At 45.7% G+C, this 24,709-nt stretch carries 23 protein-coding genes and 3 pseudogenes; 24 read left to right on the top strand and 2 right to left on the bottom strand.

What is annotated here, in order from left to right:
- A partial coding sequence (locus ACIQZ3_RS09115) for a helix-turn-helix domain-containing protein (protein WP_397392416.1) occupies positions 1-233 on the bottom strand: 233 nt, incomplete at its 3' end.
- Positions 234-710: 477 nt separating this feature from the next.
- Between ACIQZ3_RS09115 and ACIQZ3_RS09110 the strand changes: the two are divergent.
- Together ACIQZ3_RS09110 and ACIQZ3_RS09105 are read left to right on the top strand one after the other, a co-directional pair.
- Positions 711-1,277: pseudogene (locus tag ACIQZ3_RS09110) on the top strand (IS3 family transposase).
- Positions 1,278-1,839: 562 nt separating this feature from the next.
- A complete protein-coding gene (locus tag ACIQZ3_RS09105) occupies positions 1,840-2,739 on the top strand; it encodes a transporter (protein WP_397392414.1) in 900 nt (299 codons plus the stop codon).
- A 110-nt stretch (positions 2,740-2,849) separates the two neighbouring features.
- Here ACIQZ3_RS09105 and paaN read toward each other — a convergent pair whose 3' ends face one another.
- Positions 2,850-4,517: a phenylacetic acid degradation protein PaaN gene (gene paaN / locus ACIQZ3_RS09100; protein WP_397392412.1), complete on the bottom strand. Its 1,668-nt coding sequence runs from the start codon at positions 4,515-4,517 to the stop codon at positions 2,850-2,852.
- Positions 4,518-4,612: 95 nt separating this feature from the next.
- On the opposite strand from paaN, the gene paaG reads away from it, so the two are divergent.
- The 22 genes and pseudogenes from paaG to ACIQZ3_RS08990 form a co-directional block, all read left to right on the top strand.
- Complete coding sequence (gene paaG / locus ACIQZ3_RS09095; RefSeq protein ID WP_397392410.1) at positions 4,613-5,416, top strand: 2-(1,2-epoxy-1,2-dihydrophenyl)acetyl-CoA isomerase PaaG; 804 nt, start codon at positions 4,613-4,615, stop codon at positions 5,414-5,416.
- Position 5,417: 1 nt separating this feature from the next.
- Positions 5,418-6,944: a 3-hydroxyacyl-CoA dehydrogenase gene (locus ACIQZ3_RS09090; RefSeq protein WP_397392408.1), complete on the top strand. Its 1,527-nt coding sequence runs from the start codon at positions 5,418-5,420 to the stop codon at positions 6,942-6,944.
- Positions 6,931-7,374 carry a hydroxyphenylacetyl-CoA thioesterase PaaI gene (paaI, locus tag ACIQZ3_RS09085; RefSeq protein ID WP_397392406.1) on the top strand — a complete coding sequence of 148 codons (444 nt, stop codon included), beginning with the start codon at positions 6,931-6,933 and terminating at the stop codon, positions 7,372-7,374. Before ACIQZ3_RS09090 ends, paaI begins: the two co-directional genes overlap by 14 nt.
- A 21-nt stretch (positions 7,375-7,395) precedes the next feature.
- Complete coding sequence (paaK, locus tag ACIQZ3_RS09080; protein ID WP_397392404.1) at positions 7,396-8,715, top strand: phenylacetate--CoA ligase PaaK; 1,320 nt, start codon at positions 7,396-7,398, stop codon at positions 8,713-8,715.
- 20 nt (positions 8,716-8,735) lie between these two features.
- A complete protein-coding gene (paaA, locus tag ACIQZ3_RS09075) occupies positions 8,736-9,737 on the top strand; it encodes a 1,2-phenylacetyl-CoA epoxidase subunit PaaA (RefSeq protein ID WP_397392402.1) in 1,002 nt (333 codons plus the stop codon).
- Between the two features lie 16 nt (positions 9,738-9,753).
- Positions 9,754-10,047: a 1,2-phenylacetyl-CoA epoxidase subunit PaaB gene (paaB, locus tag ACIQZ3_RS09070; protein WP_397392400.1), complete on the top strand. Its 294-nt coding sequence runs from the start codon at positions 9,754-9,756 to the stop codon at positions 10,045-10,047.
- 9 nt (positions 10,048-10,056) lie between these two features.
- Positions 10,057-10,824 carry a 1,2-phenylacetyl-CoA epoxidase subunit PaaC gene (gene paaC, locus ACIQZ3_RS09065; RefSeq protein ID WP_397392398.1) on the top strand — a complete coding sequence of 256 codons (768 nt, stop codon included), beginning with the start codon at positions 10,057-10,059 and terminating at the stop codon, positions 10,822-10,824.
- 16 nt (positions 10,825-10,840) lie between these two features.
- Positions 10,841-11,350, top strand: a complete 510-nt coding sequence (paaD, locus tag ACIQZ3_RS09060; protein WP_397392396.1) for a 1,2-phenylacetyl-CoA epoxidase subunit PaaD — start codon at positions 10,841-10,843, stop codon at positions 11,348-11,350.
- Between the two features lie 17 nt (positions 11,351-11,367).
- The gene (gene paaE / locus ACIQZ3_RS09055; RefSeq protein ID WP_397392394.1) at positions 11,368-12,435 is read left to right on the top strand and encodes a 1,2-phenylacetyl-CoA epoxidase subunit PaaE; all 1,068 of its coding nucleotides are present in this window, start codon (positions 11,368-11,370) and stop codon (positions 12,433-12,435) included.
- A 20-nt stretch (positions 12,436-12,455) separates the two neighbouring features.
- Positions 12,456-13,097 (top strand): TetR/AcrR family transcriptional regulator, encoded by a 642-nt coding sequence (locus tag ACIQZ3_RS09050; protein ID WP_397392392.1) that lies wholly within the window; start codon positions 12,456-12,458, stop codon positions 13,095-13,097.
- Positions 13,090-14,292 carry a 3-oxoadipyl-CoA thiolase gene (pcaF, locus tag ACIQZ3_RS09045; RefSeq protein ID WP_397392390.1) on the top strand — a complete coding sequence of 401 codons (1,203 nt, stop codon included), beginning with the start codon at positions 13,090-13,092 and terminating at the stop codon, positions 14,290-14,292. Before ACIQZ3_RS09050 ends, pcaF begins: the two co-directional genes overlap by 8 nt.
- Before the next feature lie 70 nt (positions 14,293-14,362).
- Complete coding sequence (locus ACIQZ3_RS09040) at positions 14,363-15,511, top strand: ABC transporter substrate-binding protein (RefSeq protein ID WP_397392388.1); 1,149 nt, start codon at positions 14,363-14,365, stop codon at positions 15,509-15,511.
- Positions 15,512-15,577: 66 nt separating this feature from the next.
- The gene (locus tag ACIQZ3_RS09035) at positions 15,578-16,615 is read left to right on the top strand and encodes a branched-chain amino acid ABC transporter permease (RefSeq protein WP_397392386.1); all 1,038 of its coding nucleotides are present in this window, start codon (positions 15,578-15,580) and stop codon (positions 16,613-16,615) included.
- Positions 16,612-18,420, top strand: coding sequence for an ATP-binding cassette domain-containing protein (locus tag ACIQZ3_RS09030; RefSeq protein ID WP_397392384.1), 1,809 nt, complete (start codon positions 16,612-16,614; stop codon positions 18,418-18,420). The genes ACIQZ3_RS09035 and ACIQZ3_RS09030 overlap by 4 nt, the downstream gene beginning before the upstream one ends.
- Positions 18,417-19,169 (top strand): ABC transporter ATP-binding protein, encoded by a 753-nt coding sequence (locus tag ACIQZ3_RS09025; protein ID WP_397392382.1) that lies wholly within the window; start codon positions 18,417-18,419, stop codon positions 19,167-19,169. The genes ACIQZ3_RS09030 and ACIQZ3_RS09025 overlap by 4 nt, the downstream gene beginning before the upstream one ends.
- 5 nt (positions 19,170-19,174) lie before the next feature.
- The gene (locus ACIQZ3_RS09020) at positions 19,175-19,963 is read left to right on the top strand and encodes an enoyl-CoA hydratase-related protein (RefSeq protein WP_397392380.1); all 789 of its coding nucleotides are present in this window, start codon (positions 19,175-19,177) and stop codon (positions 19,961-19,963) included.
- A 137-nt stretch (positions 19,964-20,100) separates the two neighbouring features.
- On the top strand, positions 20,101-20,958 hold the full coding sequence (locus ACIQZ3_RS09015) for an oxidoreductase (protein ID WP_397392378.1): 858 nt from the start codon (positions 20,101-20,103) through the stop codon (positions 20,956-20,958).
- 247 nt (positions 20,959-21,205) lie between these two features.
- Complete coding sequence (locus ACIQZ3_RS09010) at positions 21,206-21,958, top strand: response regulator transcription factor (RefSeq protein WP_397392376.1); 753 nt, start codon at positions 21,206-21,208, stop codon at positions 21,956-21,958.
- A 114-nt stretch (positions 21,959-22,072) separates the two neighbouring features.
- Positions 22,073-22,219 carry a hypothetical protein gene (locus ACIQZ3_RS09005; protein WP_397392418.1) on the top strand — a complete coding sequence of 49 codons (147 nt, stop codon included), beginning with the start codon at positions 22,073-22,075 and terminating at the stop codon, positions 22,217-22,219.
- A pseudogene (locus tag ACIQZ3_RS09000) lies at positions 22,185-22,412 on the top strand (metallopeptidase TldD-related protein); the annotation flags it as partial. The gene ACIQZ3_RS09005 and the pseudogene ACIQZ3_RS09000, both read left to right, overlap by 35 nt.
- Before the next feature lie 43 nt (positions 22,413-22,455).
- Entirely contained in the window at positions 22,456-24,078 is a 1,623-nt protein-coding gene (iaaH, locus tag ACIQZ3_RS08995; RefSeq protein ID WP_397392374.1) for an indoleacetamide hydrolase, read from the top strand.
- 358 nt (positions 24,079-24,436) lie between these two features.
- A pseudogene (locus ACIQZ3_RS08990) lies at positions 24,437-24,709 on the top strand (transposase); the annotation flags it as partial.

Here is a 24,709-nt window from a genome sequence, read left to right as displayed (position 1 = left end):
GCGGAGATGCCATGAACTCTAATATATTCCAAGATCTCCGGTTTATGCTTTACAGAACGTCTTTGATTCACTTGTTTTTGCAGGCTTGCAGGTCCATGATGTTGATAAACCAGCGTCCATCTACGGACATCAGAAGTGTTTACCCCATAAAGCTTAGCAGTTTGATATTGACTGCCTGTTTTTAGGTAGCTTTGAATCACTTCTAACTTAAATTGCGCATTGTATTTAGTCACGAAACCTGCTCCTTTGGTTGGATGTGTTGTCCAACTTCTTGGGGTCAGTTCACTGGTAGTGGTGCTAATTTTCAACGCGGGTCAGAAAACGTTCTTGGACTACGTGGTGCAGAGAATCACCTGCCCCCTGCCGCCTTGGTATCCGCCAAATCAGCTCGCGATGACAGGATAACTGCCGGATCTAGGATAAATGAGGGTTGGCTACACCCTCAATATTCGCACAGTCTTTTCTTTGCGAAAAAATTCATAAACTAAGCGGTTATGGAGTATTTTGCTTACCCTCATTGCTGCAATAAATGATGGAGTGAGATTTGATTTAAGCTGCGAACCACTCGCTCAGATGGCAAGTAAAAGTCCACTTTAATCCCTAAAGCCTCACGATTAAAGTCAGAACTGGCCTCACAAATCTGAACACCCCGATAAGTGAATTCTCTGCTATTTTGATAGGTCCTATGGGCCAGAAAGTAGAGAGAACAAATGGCAAGACGACCAAGATGTACCCACTCACCCAAGTTAAAAGCCAAAGTGGCCCTAGCAGCCATTGTTGGGGATAAGACGATTGCAGAATTAGCAGTGCTGCATGATGTCCATCCCAACCAGATCACTGAATAGAAACGCCAGTTAGTTGACCGGGCAGCCGATGTCTTTGGCGGTGAGCCGACTACCCCACCGGTTGATCTGAAGGTATTGCATGCCAAGATTGGTCAGTTCGCATTGGAGAATGATTTTTTGGCAAAGCGGCGCTCACCAAAGCGGGATTGCTGAGCGCAAAAAATGATTACCCCAAACCATCCTTTGCCTATTAGTACTCAAGCCAAGCTACTCAATATTAGCCGTGGCACGCTCTATTACTTGCCCAAGCCTGCCTCTTCCAAAGACTTAGACCTGATGCGTCAGATTGATGAGCTGCATTTACAGCACCCCACCATGGGGGCTCGGATGCTGCGTGATCAACTGGACCGACAAGGCTTTAAGGTTGGCAGACGCCATGTATCCACCCTGATGAAGAAGATGGGTGTTTTAAAACCCTGCCACCAGCATTAAAGGCAGCTTAAGCAGAGTGGAGAATCCACTTATAAATTGGGGAATGCTGTTCAAAGGAACGGGGCCAGTTCTGACAGCGGTCACATTAAACAGGCGGATGAATTCGCTATCTTGTAACTGGTCGTGCATAAAGTCGATTGACCATAATTGCTTGATGCTTAGCGATACCGCTAATGCAAGCAATCTTTCGAGCCTTAGATTTTCCTCTGGATATAGAGGGCTTGCGAGAATCGAACGCTGTGGCTGACATCTTCAACAGTAACTCCAGACATCGGCTTAGTGCAAGATGTAGATCACTTACTCCTAGTAACTTGAAATTGTTTCATCGATTTCCCCTATTTTTTGAAATGGGTCTAAACGATTTTGTTCTGGTTTTAAGGCCTACCAACGTGTTGGACGACAGACACTCATAAATTATTAGGGTTGACCCTTCCTCAATCTTGAGGATGGCGGTATTTGCCGCACCCCCTTAAGCTAAAACTCGAATCAAAGCAAACCCCTTCACTGAATCCGCCTAGCGTATTGAGTCTTCTTTAATAACCATATCAATGGAGTATTCATTGTGCTTAATAAAAAAATAAACAATGCAAAAATCAACCTTAATTTTTTTACCCTCACAAGCGTGGCCTTGGCCGCAGGCCTCATAGGGTCAACCCTTCCAGCCCATGCAATCGATGTTGATCCGGGAGACTGGATTACCGCTCCGGCCGGGACAAATATGGGTCTCGTCTATTTACAGCGCGCTAACAGAACTCAAGCTTTCGCAGAAGGGGCATTACTCAGTAAGAGCGCCCAACTCCAATCAAGCGTTGAAGTTGCTCGCTATGTTTATTGGACCAGCATGGCCGGCTTGCCCGCGGCTTTAGAGCTTGTGTTGCCGGCTGCCCAGCTGAAAACTGGTGGAGCCCTGTCGACCATGGGCAACGCCAACGGAATTGGCGATCTCGCTTTGATTGCGCCTATTTGGCTTCTTGATAATAAGAGTAATCGTCAAGCATTTGCTGTTGTGCCTTATGTTTATCTGCCAACCGGCTCTTACCAAAAAAATTCGCCGCTCAATGTGGGTGAAAATCGCATGAAATATGATCTTCAATTTGGCTACACCCACGGTATTGGGGAGAAATTCAATATTGAGCTTACCGGTGATGGCATGATTTATCAGAAAAATTATGATGCCGCCCTTAGCCAGGCGCCACTGTATCAAGCGCAAGGATATATAAGTTATAACTGGACACCGGTAACTAAATTTGCTGTAGGCACTTCATATTATTTCGGGGGACAAACCTCTATTAATGGAGTTGGCCAAAAGGATCAAATTAAAACTACCAATGTAAAAGTTACCGCATCGACCTTCATTACCCCGAGCGATCAAGTGCTATTTACCCTGGGAAGAGACTTAAGTGTTTATAGCGGCCTCAAAGAAGACTCACGTTTTAATTTCCGCTATTTACATATTTTCTAATGGCTCGATGTGCTTCGTAGTGGGTAAAACGAAAAAGGCGAGGCGCTCACAAGGTTTACACACTCGCCCTAACCGGGACTGGCACATCAAGCCTTTTGTAATCCACGCCATCAATCAACAGTGATATGTTGGCGACGTTGAATCACCCTAAACCGATTGGCAACAAATGCGGAATCAGAGTAGCTTGCATTTGCGGATGGATTTACACCGGTACCGTGGTAATCCGAGAATGCCCCTGACTGGTTAACATAGACACCGCTTGTGAGGTTAATTGAAAGTGCAACCCCGACCCTCCAGCTCACATCAATCATTTGATTAACGTACTCTGGTTTGTTTGAGTAAAGCCCAGCAGTAAGCGCGCCATGCTCTCTTACGATTTTCTCAGAAAGTGCGGTAGCCGCATCTCTATCTTTTGCTTTTACTAAAAAGCTAATTGGCCCAAAACGCTCTTCCATATAGTATTTTTCATCGGCAGCATCGCAACTCAATAAAAGTGGAGTGCGAACCTGCGCATTTGGAAAGTCAGGGTGCTCAATTGCTCGGGAGGCCAGAATGACTTTTCCAAGCATGGCGGATTCTTTAATTCGCTTTAATGTTTGAATTGATTGAATAGCCCCCAATATTTGCACTGCAATAGCGGGGTCGCTGAGCAACTTATCAATTGCACCAGCCAAGTCCTGCGCAATCTCATCAAACGATTTTGAGCCTATATTGGTTTCAATGCCATTTTCCGGAATGATGATGGTTTGAGTTGTCGTGCACATCTGGCCGGAGTACAGGGATAAAGTAAAGGCAATATTTCGAAGCATGCCTTTGTAGTCATCGGTTGACTCGATCACGATAATATTCACGCCTGCAAGCTCGGCATATACTTGCGCTTGTTTGGCATTTGCAATAAGCCACTCACCAAAAACATTGCTTCCAGTAAAGTCAATTGACTTTACCTCTAAATGAAGAGCCAAAGCTTGAGTCTGCTCACGCTTATTTACTACGGCCAAGCTCACCAGATTGGGATCAAGCCCCTCTTCTTGCAATACTTCTCGAATAATTTTTACGGTAATTGCAGCCGGCAGAATTGCGTTGCTGTGTGGCTTAACAATCACTGGATTGCCGGTTGCTAGTGCGGCGAATAAGCCTGGGTAGGTATTCCAGGTTGGAAAAGTTCCACAACCAATGACCAAGCCCACGCCGCGGCCAATAATTTCATAATTTTTTCTCATAACAAGAGCGGGGTTTTTGCCTTGCGGCTTCTCCCAAATGGACTCGGAGGGAATATTTTTCATTTCGCCCCAAGCGTATGCCACAGCTTCCAGACCTCTATCTTGCGCATGTGGCCCACCCGCCTGGAAGGCCATCATCCAGCCCTGACCGGTTGTTAGCATGACCGCATGAGCAATCTCAAAGCTACGCCTATTAATTCTCTCTAGAATCTCCAGGCAAACTCCAACCCTGCCATTGGCGCCTATCTGTTGCCATGGTTTTTGAGCTTTTTTAGCGGCTTCAATCAATATATTGATATCGCAAACTGGATAACTAATGCCCACTGGTAAGCCATATGGCGATTTTTCAGTACTTGACACGCCTATTTTGCCAGGCTGCTCCAATTCGAATGGTTTGGAAAGGTAGCTAGAAACAGCCTTTTTGCCATCCTCATCAGCAGTTTCTCCATAGAACTTGGGGCTAGGCTGCTCCTTGTATGGGGACCAATAGCCGCGATTATGGATTGCGTCAATCGCTTGATTCAAGGTGTTTTCGTGCTTTTGGAAAAGATTAGTCATGGTTTGTCCTAATAAAAAAGTGCTTTTATTTGATTTGGATCAACTGTATTATCGATTGACCGATCAGTCAATAATATTTTGTACCTAGGGAATTTATGGCAAATTTTGAAACTATAGAGCTTGAAATAAATGAGTTGTGCGCAGTTTTGCGCCTCAATCGCCCTGACCGCTTAAATAGTTTTAACGCTCAAATGCATCGAGAGGTCAAGCTTGCCTTTGAGCTAATAGAGGCCGGTCAAAGAGATGGGTCCATAAGATCCGTTCTACTTACCGGGGCCGGAAGGGGATTCTGTGCCGGCCAGGACCTATCAGATCGCAATATGGCTTCGGGAGATACAGTCCCAGATTTGGGCGAATCGGTAGAAAAAAATTATAAACCTTTAGTGATGAGAATCAGAGCGCTGGAATTGCCGGTGATCGCTGCTGTAAATGGTGTTGCAGCGGGAGCCGGCGCAAACATTGCTTTTGCTTGCGACCTTGTATTTGCCGCCAAGTCAGCCAGCTTTATCCAGTCATTTAGCAAGCTGGGATTGATTCCAGACACAGGTGGGTCTTGGATAGTGCCCAGGCTGCTTGGACCAGCAAGGGCAATGGGACTGGCATTACTGGGCGATAAAGTGAGTGCCGATCAAGCTGAGCAATGGGGTTTGATTTGGAAGTGTGTAGAAGACGAGACATTATTAGAGGTGGCTACCCAATGCGCAAAAAATTTAGCAAAAGGGCCTACTTTTGGATATGCACAAACTAAGAAGGCAATTTGGGAAAGCTCAACTAATTCATTTGAAGCTCAGCTTGATCTCGAGAGGGATTTGATGACCGCCTGCGGGAAGACTGCAGACTATCGCGAAGGTGTCGCAGCCTTTATTGAAAAACGTCCAGCGGTATTCTTGGGTAAATAGTGTGAGCGCACTTAAAACCTCAGACAAAATTCTGGTTGTTGGTGCTGGAGCCATGGGCGGCGGCATTGCTGAAGTTGCTGCGCAAGCGGGTCATATCGTCTATCTCTATGACATGCAGGCACCCATGCTTGAAAAGGCCCTTAAGGCGATTAGAAAAAATCAGGAGCTCCTAGTAAGCAAAGGAAAATCCCTCCCTGAGAATGCCCGCAATGTGGTTGAAAGAATTCACTGCATAGATCGGTTGGAGAGTGCTTCCGATGCAAGCTTGGCAATAGAAGCAATCGTTGAAAATCTTGAGGTGAAACAGTCTGTATTTCGCAAGATTGAAGAAATTCTGAATGCCAATGCCATTCTGGCAACCAATACCTCCTCTATTTCCATTACCGCAATTGCCTCAAAGCTGGCTCGACCAGAACGATTTGTGGGAATGCATTTTTTTAACCCCGCAATGCGGATGAAGTTGGTAGAAGTCATTGCTGGAATAGCTTCATCAGAACATATTTTAAGCGTCGTTTATGAGACTGCTAAAACCTGGGGAAAGATCCCGGTGTATGCAAGATCTACACCGGGCTTTATTGTTAACCGCGTAGCGCGCCCTTATTACGCCGAAGGACTACGAGTGCTAAACGAAGGTGCACTTGATATAGCAACGATTGACGCCTACATGCGCAATGCCTGCTCATTTCCCATGGGTCCATTTGAGTTAATGGACTTGATTGGACATGACGTTAATTTTGCGGTAACCAATTCTGTATTCAACGCGCATTACGGAGATAAGCGTTTTGCGCCGAGTCTTATTCAGCAGGAGTTGGTTTTGGGTGGACGTCTTGGCAAAAAGACTGGGCAAGGATTTTATGACTATAAAGAAGGCGCCCTAGCCTTAAGGACACAAACTCTTGATGCAAAAGATGGTCACATGGCGGTTATCGCCAGTCAAAATAATCCAATGATTGGTGGAATACTGGATCGTTTTTCAGCGGCAGGGATTCGGGTTCAATATGAAGATATACCGCCGAATCAAATAAGAATTGGTGACAGCGTGCTTGCGTTAACGAATGGGGGTACTGCAACATCGAGAAGCGCTGAAGGGAAGATTCAAAATCTGGTGCATATTGATTGCGCATTAGATTTCGCGTTGGCAAAAATAGCCCTCCTAGCCAAGTCCGATCAATGTTCCCAAGTTAATTTTGACGGTGTGGCAGGCACCTTGCAGAAGGCTGGTTATCAAGTTAGTCGGATTGATGACATTGCTGGAATGCTCGCATGCAGAACTATTTGCATGCTTGCTAATGAAGCTGCCGACTCTGCACTACAAGGCGTAGCCTCAATAGAGGATATTGATATTGCCATGCGATTTGGGACAAATTATCCAAAGGGCCCATTACGCTGGGCCGATGATTTGAGCTTGAAGTATGTTTTTGAAGTTTTGAGCAATTTATCAAAACACTATGGCGAAGAGCGTTACCGCGTTTCGCCTTTGATTCAACGTAAAGCGATTAGTGGGGATTATTTTTATGGTGCAACCTGAATTATCTGCTCAGCACCTTGCTGAAAGTGTTCGTGATCATATGCTTAAAGAGGATGCAGTTGCTAAAAGTCTGGAAATGCGCTTTGAAGGCATTGGGCCTGGCTATGCCAAATTAAGAATGACGGTACGTGGTGATATGTTGAATGGCTTTAAAAATTGCCATGGCGGTTTCATTACAACTTTGGCCGATACGGCCTTTGCTTATGCCTGCAATAGCCACAATGATGTCACTGTTTCGTCTGGATTAAGAATGGATTTCATCGCCCCCGTTAATGAAGGCAATGTCTTGACTGCTGAGGCCAAAGAAGTTTGCCTATTTGGAAGAACTGGGGTTTATGACGTTTCCGTTCGAAACCAAGATGATCAATTAATTTCGGTGATGCGCGGCAATAGTTATCGACTCAAGGGTCGGCATGTCGTTGTAATTTAAATTATTAGACTGGATAAATTCATGACCGTAAAAATTCCTAAGCCAGGTGACTTGGATCCCATAGAGACAGCTAGTAGAGACGAGATTGAGGCGTTGCAATTAGAAAGGTTGAAGTGGTCTTTGAATCATGCTTATATCAATGTGCCCCATTATAAAAAAGCGTTTGATGAAAACGGTATTCATCCGGATGACTTAAAGACCTTAGCAGATATTGCAAAGTTTCCATTTACAGGAAAAAAAGATTTACGAGACAGCTATCCGTTTGGAATGTTTGCAGTACCCCGTGAGCAAGTTTCTCGCATTCACGCTTCTTCTGGCACCACTGGAAAGCCAACTGTAGTCGGATATACAACCAAGGATATTGATAATTGGGCGAACTTAGTGGCCCGCTCCATTCGGGCTGCTGGCGGTCGACCAGGGGATACCGTTCATATTTCCTACGGATACGGATTATTTACCGGCGGCCTGGGTGCTCACTATGGGGCAGAAAGAGCAGGCTGCACCGTTATTCCTATGTCTGGCGGTCAAACTGAGAAGCAAATTCAGATTATTGAAGACTTTAAACCAAACATCATTATGGTTACCCCAAGCTATATGCTGACGATCCTTGATGAGATGGAGCGTTTGGGCGTGCGACCAAATTCAACCTCTTTAAAGGTGGGAATTTTTGGAGCCGAACCATGGACCGAGGGAACTAGAGAGTCAATAGAGAGGCGCGCCGGCATTGATGCGGTTGATATTTATGGGCTATCTGAAATCATGGGCCCGGGTGTTGCAAGTGAGTGCGTTGAAAGCAAGGATGGCCCAGTGATTTGGGAAGATTTTTTCTACCCAGAAATCATCAATCCGGAAACTGGAGAGGTTCTCCCTGATGGCTCAGAAGGAGAGCTGGTATTTACTACTTTAACTAAAGAGGCGTTACCCATCATTCGCTATCGCACGCGCGATCTGACTCGCTTGCTGCCACCCACTTCACGTAGTATGCGTCGAATTGGTAAGATCACTGGCCGCTCAGATGACATGCTAATTATTCGAGGCGTTAATTTATTCCCAACTCAGGTGGAGGAATTGATTTTCCGTTTACCTCAGTTATCCGCACAATATCAATTACACATTGATAAAAAAGGACATTTAGATACCTTGGCTATTCATGTCGAATTAACGCCCGAGGCGCATGGTTCGATTTCCGATAACGCTCGCGAGCAGGTGGCAAAAGAGTTACAGCATCTAATTAAAACCTTGATAGGCGTATCAGCATCTATCGTAGTAAAAAATCCATTCGAAATTGAACGCACCTTAGTTGGAAAAGTGAAGCGCGTTTATGACAACAGAAGTAAGTAAGCCACCAAGAGAGAAGAGTTATGTATACACAGTCATTAATTGAAACTCCGGGGTCAAAAGAGAATGCCCCGCGCATCGTCGAAAATCCAGCCTATGAGGCGGACTTTAATGCGAAGCTAGCAAAAGGTGATTTTATTGAGGCAAAAGATTGGATGCCAGAAGGTTACAGAAAAACTCTAGTGCGGCAAATCAGCCAACATGCCCATTCTGAAATTGTTGGAATGCTGCCGGAGGCGAACTGGATTACACGAGCCCCATCATTAAAGCGTAAGGCCATTCTTTTGGCTAAGGTGCAGGATGAGGGGGGTCATGGACTTTATCTTTATGCGGCTGCAGAGACTATGGGCGTATCTCGCGATGAACTACTGGCGGCATTGCATGGTGGCAAAGCCAAATATTCATCAATCTTTAATTACCCAACATTAAATTGGGCTGATATTGGGGTGGTTGGCTGGCTTGTTGATGGTGCTGCCATCATGAATCAAATTCCATTATGCAAGTGTAGCTACGGCCCTTACGCAAGAGCAATGGTTCGCATTTGCAAGGAGGAGTCATTTCATCAGCGCCAGGGTTACGACCTATTATTGGCGATGATGAAAGGCACTGATGAGCAGAAGGAAATGGTTCAAGATGCCGTTAATCGCTGGTGGTGGCCGTCAATCATGATGTTCGGCCCGCATGATAATGACTCCGTTCACTCAGCTCAAAATTCTGCATGGGGAATCAAGCGCATCTCCAATGATGATTTACGTCAAAAATTCATTGATGCCACCGTTAAACAGGCCGAGATTTTGGGCATTACCTTACCAGATCCTGATTTGAAGTGGAATGAATCTCGCCAGCATTTTGACCACGGCCCAATTAATTGGGATGAATTTTGGAATGTGGTGGGTGGTCACGGCCAAGGCAATGTTGATCGCTTGGCCGCCAGGGTTAAAGCCTGGAATGACGGTGCATGGGTAAGGGATGCGGCAGTGGCTTATTCCAAAAAGCATCAGCAAGTTAATCAACGTGCAGCTTAATCATTAGGAGGGCGAAATGAGTGATATTCAAAAGGAGTGGCCTCTTTGGGAGGTGTTTTTAAGAAGTCGCAATGGTTTGGATCATAAGCATTGTGGAAGCGTACATGCCTCCGATCCAAAATTAGCGCTACAAGTAGCGCGAGATGTTTACACACGCCGACAAGAAGGTGTGAGTATTTGGGTGGTATTGGCGGACAACATTATTGCCTCCGATCCAGATGCGAAGCCAGAGTTATTTGATCCTGCTGAAGATAAGATTTATCGTCATCCAACGTTTTATAAGTTGCCGGATGAAGTTAACCACATGTAAGGAAGCGACATGAGTCAGCAATTAATAAAAAATAGTCACCTTGAATATATGCAACGTCTTGCGGATAATTCTTTGATTTTAGGTCAGAGAATTTCAGAATGGTGCGGTCATGCGCCTGTTCTTGAGGAAGATATTGCCCTGGCCAATACTGCACTGGATTACATTGGTCAGGCTCGCTTACTACTTTCTCATATCGGAGCGCTAGAGGGCAAAGGCAGAGATGAAGATCAACTGGCTTTTCTGCGCAATGAGCCTGCTTTTAGAAATCTCACCATTTGCGAGCTACCAAATCATGACTTTGCCAGGACCATCCTTCGGAACTTTCTCTTCAGCGGCTTTCAGCTATTGATTTGGGACGCTCTGCAAAACTCCTCCGATGCTCAATTGGCCTCTATCGCCGAAAAAAGCATTAAAGAAGCCCGATATCACTTCAATCATTCCGGGGAATGGGTGGTGCGCTTGGGGGATGGGACTGAAGCTTCACATACCAAAGCTCAAGAGGCGCTTAATTATTTATGGCCTTATACGAACGAATTTTTTGCCTCAACCGCAGTTGATGCTGAAGTTAGCAATGTCAATATTGGCCCAGCTTGGGGTGAGTTAAGGGGCCCATGGTTGGACTTGGTAAAGCCGGTAATTGCCGAAGCCTACTTAATAATGCCAAATGAAACACCTTTTGCGAGCCATGGAAAGTTTGGCCGCCACAGTGAGCACTTGGGCCACATATTGGCGGAAATGCAATATATGCAGCGTTGCTATCCTGGAGCTCAATGGTAATGGGCAAGAAGGGTATATGACGCTTTCGCTTGATCAGGCCTGGAAGGTTTTGGGGGCGGTACTAGACCCAGAAATTCCAGCTATCACCATAACTGATTTAGGGATTGTGCGAGACCTCATTCAGGATGGCGGAGCTTTTAAAGTTGTTGTTACGCCTACCTACAGCGGATGTCCTGCTACTGAATTTATTGAGCGCAGCATCAGAACTGCTTTATTAGGGGCTGGCGCACAATCGGTTACCCTAGAAATTCAACTATCCCCAGCCTGGACAACTGATTGGCTTAACCCTGATGCCAGGGAAAAGTTAAGGCAATATGGCATTGCCCCGCCCTCATGCTTTACCCAAGTTTCAACGAAAAAAGAGCAAGTCATTCAGTTTATGCCACGTAAAAAAGATGTCATGGAATGTCCGCGCTGCAATTCTATAAATAATGAGAGGCTGTCGGAGTTTGGAGCGACCGCCTGCAAGGCTCTGTATCGCTGCCTAGACTGCAGAGAGCCATTTGAGTACTTTAAGCCAATTTAATTGCTGGAGAAATACAGATGACACCCAAATTTCATGCCCTAACCATTGCCCAAGTAAGGCAAGAGTCTCATGAGGCCATTAGCATTCTTTTTGATATTCCAAAAGATCTTGAGGAGGATTATCAATTTATCCAGGGCCAACATGTGACCTTGAAGTCTGAAGTAAATGGTCGGGAATTAAGAAGATCGTATTCTATTTGCACCGGTATCAATGATGGTGAAATTAGAGTGGCGATTAAAAAGGTTCCTGGTGGCGCCTTCTCCAGTTGGGCCAACGCTGCCCTTAAGGCGGGCGATCGGATTGAGGTGATGACGCCGGAGGGAAAGTTTCACACCCAATTAAATCCTAGCAATAAAAAGCATTACGTTGCCTTTGCGGCAGGTAGCGGTATTACCCCCATTCTCTCGATTATTAAAAGCACACTCAAGAGTGAGCCATTTAGTTCTTTTACTCTTGTTTTTGGTAATAGTCGTCAAAATTCAATTCTTTTTCAAGAGGATCTGGAGGATGTGAAGAATCGATATTTGACGCGATTCAGCATGCACAACATTTTCTCGCGCGAGGAGCAAGAGATACCCCTGCTCAATGGGCGCCTGGATTCCAAGAAAGTTGGCGAACTCCTCTCCTGCTTGCTCCCTGTCACCGATATTGATGAAGCATTTATTTGCGGCCCTGGCGGGATGATTGATGAAGTTGAAACTGCATTGAAAAATGCCGGACTAGAGCAGAAAAAAATTCATTTGGAACGCTTTGGCGTTGCGAATGGTGAGATGAAACATCGTGCAATTGCGGGAGATGCTCCGAAATCCACCATTACAGTTATTGCCGATGGCCTCAAACGTGATGTTGAATTTAGGGAGGGCGATGAGTCCATTCTGGATGTAGCCCTCAAATCTGGAATGGATTTACCTTTCTCTTGCAAGGGTGGCGTCTGTAACACCTGTCGCTGCAAGGTTCTTGAAGGAAAAGTGCGCATGGGTCGAAACTTTGCGCTTGAGTCTGATGATTTGGAGGCTGGATTCGTGCTTTCATGCCAATCACACCCATTGACTGACAGAGTAGTTATTAGTTTCGACAATCGATAAAGAGAATATGAGGATTCAAGATGAGTAGAGGACGAGCGCCTAAATTTCAGTTGCAGCGTGCCAATATTTTGGAGCGCGCGGCCGACCTATTTGCCCGCAACGGATTCCACAATGCTTCAATGCTGGAGTTGGCGAAAGAGTGTGGCGTATCCAAGGCACTGCTCTATCACTACTACAAAGATAAAGAAGAAATCTTATTCGACATTGCTGACAGTTATGTTGATAGATTGATTGAAATCATTCGCGAAACAAAGGTTCACCAGATGGATCCTGAAACTTATTTTACAAAACTGGTGTGTAATTATTTATTGGAGTATGAGCATTCTGCATCCAAACATATGGTTTTAGTTCAGGACGTAAAGTTTTTGCAGTCCGAGATGCGTTTGCAGGTCATTGGAAAGCAACGGCTGATTGTTGATGAGTTTTCGAGCGTCATTGCCTCCATGTTTCCAGCAATGAATAGCGAACATTTGGTCAGGTCATTAACGATGAGTTTATTTGGCATGATCAACTGGACGTTTACTTGGCTTAAACCGTCTGGAAGCCTCACTTTTAAGGAAATTGCGCCGTTGATAACGAATTTATTTATTCGTGGTGCCGAGGGCATTTCCAGTGAAATAAGTTTAAATCAAAAGTTAGCTAAAAAGGTTCCAAATGATTAATGCTTACATCTGTGATGGTGCTAGAACTCCATTTGGCAGATATGGAGGCGCACTATCTTCGATTCGCGCCGATGACTTGGGGGCACTCCCAATCGGGGAGTTAATGCTACGCAATCCCCAAGTAGACTGGTCTAGGGTGGATGATATTTATTATGGTTGCGCCAATCAGGCCGGGGAAGATAATCGAGATGTTGCCAGAATGGCGGGTCTTCTTGCGGGGCTCCCCATAAGTATCCCGGGCTCCACCATTAACCGCTTATGCGGATCAGGAATGGACGCAATTGGAATTGCGGCTCGCTCGATTCAGTCTGGACAAGTGGGATTAATGATTGCTGGCGGTGTTGAGAGTATGAGTAGGGCGCCATTTGTCATGGGCAAGACTGACGCACCTTTTTCTAGGGCAATCAAAATTGAAGATACGACCATTGGCTGGCGCTTCATAAATCCATTAATGAAGAAGCGGTATGGGATTGATTCAATGCCTGAAACTGCCGAGAATGTTGCGGATGACTTTAATATTTCTCGCGCCGATCAAGATCAATTCGCCCTTCGCAGTCAGCAGCGTTATGCAAAAGCGCGGGAATCTAACTTTTTTTCCGGTGAATTATTAACGGTTTTAATTCCCCAAAAGAAGGGTGAACCAAAATTATTTTCCGAAGATGAGCATCCCCGTTTAACCAGCTTAGAAACTTTGGCTGCACTTAAGCCGGTAGTTAGGGTGGATGGATCTGTGACAGCGGGCAATGCATCTGGGGTGAATGATGGCGCTGTTGCATTATTAATTGCCAGTGGCGAGCTTGCTAAGCAGTATTCATTAACGCCTAGAGCTAGGATTGTTGCAATGGCAACCGCTGGGGTTGAGCCGAGAATTATGGGCATTGGCCCAGCACCTGCCAGCATTAAGGTTTTGGCTAAAGCAGGTTTGGGCATTCATCAAATGGACGTGATTGAGCTAAATGAGGCCTTTGCAGCGCAGGGCTTGGCGGTTCTGCGGCGACTGGGTCTGCCTGATGATGCGGAGCATGTTAATCCCAATGGCGGTGCAATCTCATTGGGTCACCCTCTGGGGGCGTCGGGAGCTCGTCTAGTTCTGACGGCTTTACGTCAATTGGAGCGTATCAAGGGAAGGTATGCCTTGTGCACCATGTGCATAGGCGTAGGGCAAGGCATTGCAATGATTATTGAAAGAGTTTGATTTACTAGGCCCGCACTCAAAGACGGGCACTTATTCAGCGTTTAATTTGATCATTTACCTAAGGGGAGTTATGAGAAACAGAGCAAAGTTAGCTTGGATCATGGTTTTATGTGGTTTGGCTCAGCTAGCCAATGCCGATATCAATATAGGCGTCGTAGTATCGGCAACTGGCCCAGCTGCATCTTTGGGCATCCCGGAGAAAAATACTATCGCACTTCTGCCTGGGAAAATTGGAAATGAAAAGATCAATTACATTATTCTGGACGATGCATCTGATACAACAACAGCGGTAAAAAATACCCGAAAATTAGTTAGTGAGGACCATGTTGATGTCATTATTGGCTCAACTATTACTCCAAACTCTTTAGCAATGATTGATATTGCAGCTGAGTCCGAAACCCCAATGGTGTCGATGGCAGCGTCTTCAAGAATCGTTGAGCCTATGGATGCAAAGCGGAAGTGGGTATTTAAAACTCCACAGGACGATATTCAAATGGCAACAGCTGTTATCTCCCATATGGGGGATAACGGAGTGAAAAATGTGGCATTTATTGGCTATTCAAATGCGTATGGTGAAAGTTGGTATCAGGAGTTTTCAAAAATCGTTAGTGTAAAGGGCATCAATATTGTCGCCAATGAACGTTTTGCTCCAAATGATACTTCTGTAACAGGGCAAATTCTAAAAATTATGGCTACAAAGCCAGATGCTGTTTTGATTGCTGGCTCAGGAACTCCAGCTGCCTTACCTCAAAAGACGCTGAAAGAGCGTGGCTATGCTGGAAAAATTTATCAAACCCATGGTGTTGCAAATAATGACTTCTTACGTGTTTGTGGAAAGGATTGTGAAGGCACCTTTTTGCCTGCTGGTCCGATGGTTTTAGCAAGTCAATTGCCTAATAGCAATGAAGTAAAAAAATCAGCTACTGAGTATGTGAACAAATATGAAGCGGTGTATGGAAAAGGCTCCGCGTCTGCATTTGGTGGTTATGCGTGGGATGCATCCATGCTGGTAAATAAGGCAATTCCAGAAGCTTTGAAAAAAGGTAAGCCAGGAACTAAAGATTTTAGGGCTGCGCTCCGTGACTCGCTTGAGGCCACGAAGAATGCTTCAGGTGCGCATGGCGTATTCAATATGACGCCGACAAACCATTTAGGCCTGGATCAGCGGGCGCGGGTGATGGCCAAAATTGATAACGGAACCTGGAAGCTAGTTGAGTAAGTTCCTGCTAGTTTCTCCCTGGGCATAAGTCTGCCCAGGGGATAACCCCTCTTAAGAATATTTATTATGGATTTTTCAATTGTCTTACTGTTAATTCAAGATGGCATCACTAATGGCGCGATATACGCATTATTGGCGTTGGTTTTAGTTTTGGTTTTTACAGTTACAAAAATTATTTTTATCCCTCAAGGTGAATTTGTGGCTTGGGGGGCTTTAACGCTTGCCGCTATTCAGACGGACCGATTTCCTGAAACAGTCTGGATATTGATTTTCTTAGGGGTTGCAACTTTTGTAATTGATGCAATTGTGTGCCTGAGGCACAGAATTTATAAAGGGTTGACTAAATCGTTCGCGAGTAACTTGTGTCTCCCCTTTGTATTGATGCTTGCCCTTGCTCAGTTAAATTTAGCAGCGATACCATTGCTCATTCAAATATTGGTAACGCTGATTATCATTATTCCAATTGGCCCAATGATTTATAGGGTGGTTTATCAGCCAGTTGCGGATGCGTCTGTTTTGGTTTTGTTAATTATTTCTGTGGCCCTACATTCAGTGATGACTGGGATTGGTCTTTTGGTGTTCGGGCCAGAGGGGTCGAGAACGACCGTATTCACAGAATACAAGTTGACTATAGGCCCTATGATTATCGGGGGCCAATCATTAGTTATGCTTGGAGTATCAATTTTATTGATCGCGGCACTCTATCTATTTTTTAGCAAATCGCTTTATGGAAAAGCATTAAGAGCAACCGCTCTTAATAGGACTGGCGCACGTTTGATGGGTATATCTCCAACATTAGCAGGAAGAATTACATTTCTTTTGGCTGCCTTTATTGGCGTAATTTCAGGTGTGCTTATTTCCCCGAACACCACCATTTATTACGACAGCGGATTTTTGATTGCTTTAAAAGGATTCGTGGCGGCAATTATTGGCGGCCTATCAAGCTACCCAATTGCATCTCTAGGCGCAATCATTGTTGGAATTATTGAGTCTTTTTCATCTTTTTGGGCTAGTGCATTTAAAGAGGTTATTGTATTTATGTTGATTATTCCTGTTTTGTTGTGGTTTTCTCTTAGATCGCATCATCTGGAGAATGACGAGTGAAGCATATTCAAATTTCTCCCAAATGGGTGCTGGGTGCATTTCTCTTTTGCTTGCTACTTGCACCCTTTGTCTTGTCGGCATATTTTGTAACTTTACTAAATTACATCGGCCTTTATTCCTTGGTTGCTTTAGGCTTGGTTCTCTTAACTGGTGTTGGTGGGTTAACCTCCTTTGGGCAGGCTGCATTTGTTGGTATCGGCGCCTACACTACAGCTTATCTAACCACTGCTCAAGATTTGCCAATGTGGATTTTTTGGATTGGTCAGTCCACCTGGTTAAGCTTGCTTTCAGGAATTCTCATTACATGCGTTATTGCATACTTTGTCGGGTTAATATCGCTGCGTTTATCTGGTCACTTTTTACCTCTAGGGACAATCGCATGGGGTATTAGTATTTATTTCCTTTTTGGTAATTTAGAGCCCTTGGGTGGACATACTGGCATTACTAGCATTCCAGCCGTTGGCATTTTTGGGCTTAAGCTTGAAGATCCTAGCCAGTATTACTATCTGATTTGGATTTTTGTGCTTGCTGCTATTTTTGCTACAAGCAACCTTTTGAATTCTAGAGAGGGTCGCGCAATTCGAGCGCTTAAAGGTGGCATAGTAATGGCCGAGTCCATGGGCGTTGACACGGCTCGATCAAGAATGGCGATATTTTTAATAGCCGCCACCTTTGCCTCAACTTCTGGATGGCTCTACGCGCATCTTCAGCGCTTTGTTAATCCCACTCCATTTGGCATTCACATTGGTATTGAATATCTTTTTATGGCGGTAGTTGGTGGTGCGGGTCATGTTTGGGGTGCAATTTTAGGTGCCACACTCTTAACCACCTCAAAACAGTGGTTGCAAGATTTATTGCCGCAGATTTTAGGTAGCTCTGGAAATTTTGAGGCCATTGTTTTTGGAATCCTCATGGTGGTGGTTTTGCAAAAGGCTCGCAATGGACTTTGGCCAATCTTGCAGAGGTATTTTCCGGTCAAAAAGACTACTATCACTATTAATTCTCTGAGTGCGGCTTTATCAAGAAAAGAAATGCCGCCACATGGAGAGGTAATACTGGAGGTGAAGGATGTAACAAAGAGGTTTGGCGGATTGATTGCCAATAATCAAATGAATTTAAGTGTTAAGGCTGGCGAAATATTGGCGCTCATTGGCCCCAATGGCGCTGGTAAAAGCACTATGTTTAATCAAATATCTGGGGTAGATACTCCCACCTCTGGAGAGGTTCTGTTTTGCGGTGAGGCAATTTCAAAGAAATCACCAGCCGCTATCGCTGAGCTGGGCATGAGCAGAACCTTCCAGCATGTGAAGATTTTGCCAGGAATGACGGTGCTGGAGAATGTGGCGATTGGCCTCCATCTTCGTGGGTCCAAGGGGATATTTGCGGCAGTCACTAGACTAGACCGCAAGGAGGAGGCTCGCTTATTGGCTGAGGCAGCAGCACAAGTTGAGCGGGTGGGCTTAAAAGATCGCATGTTTTTGGAGGCGGGGTCGCTCGCATTAGGTCAACAACGCATTCTCGAGATAGCTCGAGCCTTATGTGCTGATCCTTGCTTATTGCTACTTGATGAGCCTGCTGCTGGATTGCGATACAAAGAGAAAGAGGCGCTTGCGACTTTGCTTACCAGATTGCGTAGCGAAGGGATGGCGATTTTGCTTGTAGAGCATGATATGGACTTCGTTATGGGGCTAGTTAACCGAATAGTGGTAATGGAATTTGGTCAAAAAATTGCTGAAGGTTCTCCAGAAGAAATCCAGAGTAACCCAGTTGTTTTGGAGGCGTATTTAGGAGGGGTTGAGGCATGATCGATAAGATCGTATTGGACATCAAGAATTTATCGGTCTCCTATGGAGATGTTGAGGCGGTCAGCAACATTAGCCTGCAAGTAAAAGAAGGTCAGATAGTCACTGTTATTGGCCCAAATGGGGCTGGTAAGACTACGATGCTATCGGCAGTTATGGGCCTCTTGAGCTCTAAAGGAGTGGTCAATTTTGAGGGGGTGGCTTACCTTTCTCCTGATGTTGAAGAAATGGTAGCTCAGGGCATGAATTTGGTTCCAGAAAAACGGGAGCTATTCAGTGAAATGAGTATCGAAGACAATCTGATTCTTGGGGCTTTTCAACGTCATCGCATGGGGCGCCGTGATTCAGCTAAAACTATGGATGAAGTTTTTGCTTTGTTTCCAAGGTTAAAAGAGCGTCGCAATCAAATGGCCGGCACTTTGTCGGGCGGGGAGCGCCAAATGTTGGCTGTTGGCAGGGCATTAATGGCCAAACCAAAATTGCTGATGTTAGATGAGCCAAGTTTAGGTCTAGCCCCGCTAATTGTTAGGGAAATTTTTAGGATTATTGTTGAGCTAAAAAGACGGGGAGTATCCATTCTCTTAGTTGAGCAAAATGCACGTGCTGCATTACAGGTTGCAGATTACGCCTATGTCTTAGAGACTGGCGAGTTAAAAATAGAAGGCCCAGCCAGTGAGTTGGCGGATGATCCTAGAATCATCGCAGCTTATTTAGGTTTGGGTGGAAAACATCAAGATAAGTTAGCAGGATAAAAAACATGACTCAATACCAAACAATTCTTGTTGATAGAAGGGACCGCGTAGGAATCGTTACCCTTAATAGACCAGACGCGATGAATGCAATTTCTACGCAGCTCATTACCGAGGTAGTTCAGGCAATAGACGCTTTTGAAAGAGATGACTCCTGCGGCGCTATTGTTTTATGGGGCGGCGAAAAGGTATTCGCTGCTGGCGCTGACATTAAAGAGATGACCGATAAGACATTTTCTGAAATATTATTAAGTGATTCACCGCACGGTAGAGAGGGTACATGGAAGCGTTTTAGCGGGTTTAAAAAGCCGATCATTGCGGCGGTATCTGGCTATGCATTGGGTGGTGGTTGTGAGTTAGCATTGGCTTGTGATTTTATTATTTGCTCTGACACTGCTAAATTTGGTCAGCCGGAAATTAACTTGGGAACAATGCCTGGCGCTGGAGGAACTCAGAGATTAACTCGTATTATTGGCAAGGCTAGGGCAATGGAGCTGTGCCTAACGGGACGTTTAATTGACGCCAATGAGGCTTTCGCCATGGGTATAGTTGTGCGAGTTGCTCCTGTTGAAGCTCTTTTTGAAGACACTCTTAAAACTGCAAAAAAGATTTCTCATCAATCTTTGCCGGCGATATACCTTGTGAAAGAGGCTGTTAACGTAGCCTATGAATCAACATTGACTGAGGGTTTGCGATTTGAGAGGAGGGCCTTTCAGTCCACCTTTGCCACCGAAGACCGCAAAGAGGGGATGGCGGCTTTTGGTGAAAAACGTAAACCCAATTTTATAAATAGATAATTTTCCAATTGAGGGATGATGGGTGTCGTGTCTTTTAAAAAACCTGAATGCTGGTATGAACGCCAAGAAATCTGTCGAATGGTTCATTTCGATCCCATTGCTTGTAATCAACCTAAGCTGGTCAGAGTAAACCTCTAATGTCCAATATCAATTCGCCGGTTTGGTTTATTACTGGCGCCAATCGTGGGCTTGGCTTGGAAATCGCTAAAGCAGGACTGGCTTTGGGATATCGCGTTGTAGCTACCGCCAGAAATACTCAGTCGATTAATCAAGAGCTTGGCCCCGATAGCGATCACTTACTTTCCCTGTCTCTTGATGTCACGAATGCGTCATCAATAGAGGCCGCCGTTAACCACGCAAAGGAAACATTTTTGCGTATAGATGTGCTTGTAAATAATGCTGGATATGGTCAGATGGGTGCGTTTGAGGAGGTAACTCCGGAGGCTGTTGAGAGGCAGTTTTCAACCAACGTCTTTGGGTTGATGGACGTAACCAGGACTATTTTACCAATCATGCGCAGAAATGGAAAAGGTCATATTTTCAACATCTCTTCAGCTGCCGGTCTAAAAGGTGGGAATCGATACTCTGTTTATGCAGCCTCTAAATTTGCTGTGACTGGATTTTCAGAGTCCTTGGCGGAGGAGTTAAGGATGTTTGGGATTAAGGTAACCGTAATTGAGCCGGGTTACTTTAGGACCGATTTTCTTGACTCGAGCTCCATTGCTCATGGAACTAAAGCAATTGAAGACTATCAAGCTAAATCTGAAAAATTCCGAAGCAATATAGCGAACGCAAATCAACTGCAGTCTGGCGATCCTAAAAAATTAGCTCGGGCATTAATGATCATTGAAGCGTCTGAAAGTCCGCCGATCCACTTTTTGGCGGGACGGGATGCCATGGATTGGTTAATTAGCAAGAACCAACTGATGAATGATGACATCAGTATTTGGCATGAGCTATCCGTCAACACAGATTTCAATTTAGAGTCTCCCTAAATGCGGCCCGCTAAGCAATCTCCAGTCAATGGTATTAATTTTGGGGTGGGCTCGAGGCTACATTTGGAGATGTATCGGGCCAATCCATTTGTTTGAATTGCATCATTTATGAACACCCAAGATAGCCGCTCCAATAGGCTACCGCTCCATCCGCCAAAAGGTAACGGGGATAGCTCCCTAAACCTGAATGAAAGCTATAGCTATTGTGGTCAGGTTTTTAGATTACTCATCTAGAGAGTGTAAGGCAATGCATCTCAATGCTTATCAGATAAAGGTGCTTTCGCAAGTCATGGCCATCCTGGCTGAGGCAACGGATAGCCGAGCTATTCGTACCCAGCTGGGGGGGTTGATGTTGGAGCTCCTCGGCGCGCAGCATTATGCTAGCTACGTCTGGAATGAGCCTGAGAGTTGCTTCGGCTCTGGCATCCATATCAATATGAGTAATGACAGCGCGCACCTATATGAGGTCCACTACCAGTTCCATGACCCCATTACGCATGAGTTGCAAAAGCACCAGAAGGCAGTACGCGTTACTGAGGTCTTACCTCAGGCCGAACTGAAAAAAACCGAATTCTTTAATGATTTTCTAGCGCGCGATGGGCTTCACTGGGGCATTAACCTCTACGCATGGTCTGGAGGGTGCAATATTGGGGACATGCGTATCTGGCGCGCTAAGGACAGAGGTAATTTCACCTCAACCGATTTGGAGCTGCTCAATCTAGTGCGCCCAGCATTTGTCGCAGCGCTGCAGCGCAATCATCCAAATATATACATGCCAGTAGTTGCAGAAACAATCGCAGCTCTTGAGTTCTTGAGTCAGCGCGAGCAGGAGGTTGCGCGGTGTGTTGTTGCTGGATATGGCGACAAGCACATTGCGCAGCAGCTCGGCATTGCAGTAACAACCGTACGAAGCCATGTCGATAGCGCCTTTCGCAAGCTTGGTGTAAACAATCGCTCTTCTTTGATTGGAAAGCTACAAACAACAAGGCAACTAACCTAGGGTTGACCCTTCCTCAATCTTGAGGATGGCGGGAATCGCCACGCCGCCTTAAGCTCAAGTGAGCGCCAAAGGAATGCTCGTCAATAGCGCAAACATTTAACCTAGGGACCCCTAATGGATCATCGACATTTTATAGGCAAGGGTGCAGCGGCAGCCCCACTTATGGATCTTTCTAGCCAAGGTATTTCCAAAACCAAAGATGCCTTAAACGTGGGCACCCGCAATGGTGATGGGGCAGGGCGTGAACTATGTCACAGGTGATTACTCTCGTGGCGCCTTTGGTTACTGGGTGGAGCGCGGGGAGATTTAATACCCAGTTGAAGGAATTACGATTGCCAGCAACTTACGCGATATGCTGATGGATATTCAGATGATTGGTAGTGATTCATTGATCCGAGGGTCTAAAGAAACCGGTTCCATCTTAATTGGATCGATGACTGTTGGCGGTAAATAAATTAGAAGAAAAACAGAAAAACTATATTTTTTAGGAGATGGAAATGCAAAGACGTTCGTTTTTAAAGAAAGCCACTATCGGTGCGGGTGCTGCAGCATTGGCCGCTCCATCCATTGCTCAGAGCTTGCCAATCCGAAATGCGCTGTTGGTCTCTAGCTTTCCTAAATCATTAAAAAGCGCATCATTGACTGGGAAGCAGCAACTGGCCCTTACTTCAATCGAGGCGATTACCGCCATTAGCAATGGTTCTTTGAGTGCCGTAAGCTATATAACAACTTTGATTGATTGCGCCAAAGCAAATAGCAGCTTGAATGCCATGATATATCTTGATGAGTCTGGCGCCCTGTCCGCTGCAGCGTTGTTGGATGGCAAGCGCGCAGCAGGCGAACGCTTGCCGTTGCTAGCAGGGCTACCAATTGTGGTTAAAGACAATATCAATACAAAGGATATGAAAACAACCGGCGGCACACCTGCCCTGAGGAATTTTCAGCCCACCAGAAACGCCCCTTCATTGCAAAAATTGATTGATGCGGGTGCCATTGTGTTGGGCAAATCAAATATGCATGAAATGGCTTTGGGCGTGACGAGCACTAACTTTACATTGGGCGTGGACGCGGCAGGCATTGCCAGCAGGCCCGCTCAAAATCCATACAACACCTTGCATGTTCCAGGCGGATCCTCGGGTGGTACGGCGAGCGCAATTGCTGCAGGTTTTGTACCCTGCGGCTTGGGTACGGATACAGGGGGATCTTCTCGCGTGCCAGCGGCTTTTTGTGGGATTGTCGGGCTACGCCCCTCGGTGGGTGATGGGCTTGGTAAAGGTCGTCGCTATGTTGATGGTAATGGGGTGATTCCAGTTAGTCACACCCGCGACACGGTGGGACCCATGGGGCGCAGCGTTGCAGATGTGGCGCTGTTGGACGCAGTGATCACTGATACAGCTATGCCTACTGCGCGGTCGCTTAAGGGTATCCGCATGGGAATACCAGCCTCATTCTGGTCTGGATTGGATGCAAGTCTGTCTGTAGTTGCGATGGCCGCAAGACAGAAGTTGGTGGATGCGGGCGCCATCATGGTCAATGTCGACATGGAAGGCATTATTGCCTTAAATGACAAAATTTCATTTCCTATAGCGCTGCATGAGCCGCTACTAGATATTCCAGGCTATCTGGCAGCCAATGGGGCGGATAGCATTACGGTGCAGAGTATTGCCAATCAAATAGCAAGTCCGGATGTAAGGGGTGTATTTGGCGCCATTACGACCGATGCTCTGGGTGGAGAGTACTTGGATGCCATTAACTTGCATCGCCCAACTTTGCAGGCAATGTACCGAGAGTATTTTTCCATTAACAAATTGGATGTCATTCTTTTCCCCACCGTCATTATTACTGCGCCTACTATTGACGCTATCAATGGCTCGGCTCAAAACATTGCTGTTAATGGGAGTCTGGTTCCTGGAATGAATGAGTTTTCAGCCATTATTCGCAATACCGACCCTAGCAGTAATGCTGGTATCCCCGGTTTGTCGATTCCTGCGGGCTTAACAACTGCGGGGCTACCTGTTGGCCTAGAAATTGACGGACCGCTGGGCAGTGATCAGATGTTGTTGGCCATCGGCATGTCAATGGAGGCAATTCTTGGACGCTTAAATGGGCCAGCCATTTGATGGTTAGGTGTGCATGCAAGCGAGCTAATCTGACTCTTGCCACTACCGGCGCTAGCACCAAGCTCCCGCCGAGCACACTACAACAAGAGGGTTTTTTGAGCTATATCATGCGTAAATTCGTGAAAAAGGCTGTCATTTTGGTCTAAATTATCCTCTTTCCGGCAGTTGACGTTGCATAAACCAGCTGCAAGCTAGACTGGAAGCGAGTTTCAATGGATTTCACGAGGTCACCATATGGGTGAAGCAAAGAGGCGCCAACTTACTGTTCAAACGCAGGTGTAGTATCCCCTTAGATTCGTACATTTAAGAAGTAGCGTTTTCTGTTGTTTATGGCAGTATTTACAACAGGAGAATCAATATGAAAAAGTCACGATTTACAGAGACCCAAATCGTTGGAATTTTGAAGGAAGCCGAAAGCGGATTACCGATGGCCGATTTACTCCGAACGCATGGCATTAGCGGTGCCACTTTCTATCCCTAAAGGGATTTCCGTTGGTCATTATGGCGCTCCAAATACGGCGGCCTTGAAGCGTCTGAGCTCAAACGGGTCAAAGAGCTAGAGCAGCAGCTCTCCGAATATAAAACGATGGTTGCTGAACTGACTCACGATAACCGAGCGCTAAAGAACCTC

The sequence above is a fragment of the Polynucleobacter sp. genome, from assembly GCF_044342855.1.
Lineage (GTDB): Bacteria > Pseudomonadota > Gammaproteobacteria > Burkholderiales > Burkholderiaceae > Polynucleobacter.
This window is presented reverse-complemented; position numbering and strand designations above follow the sequence as displayed.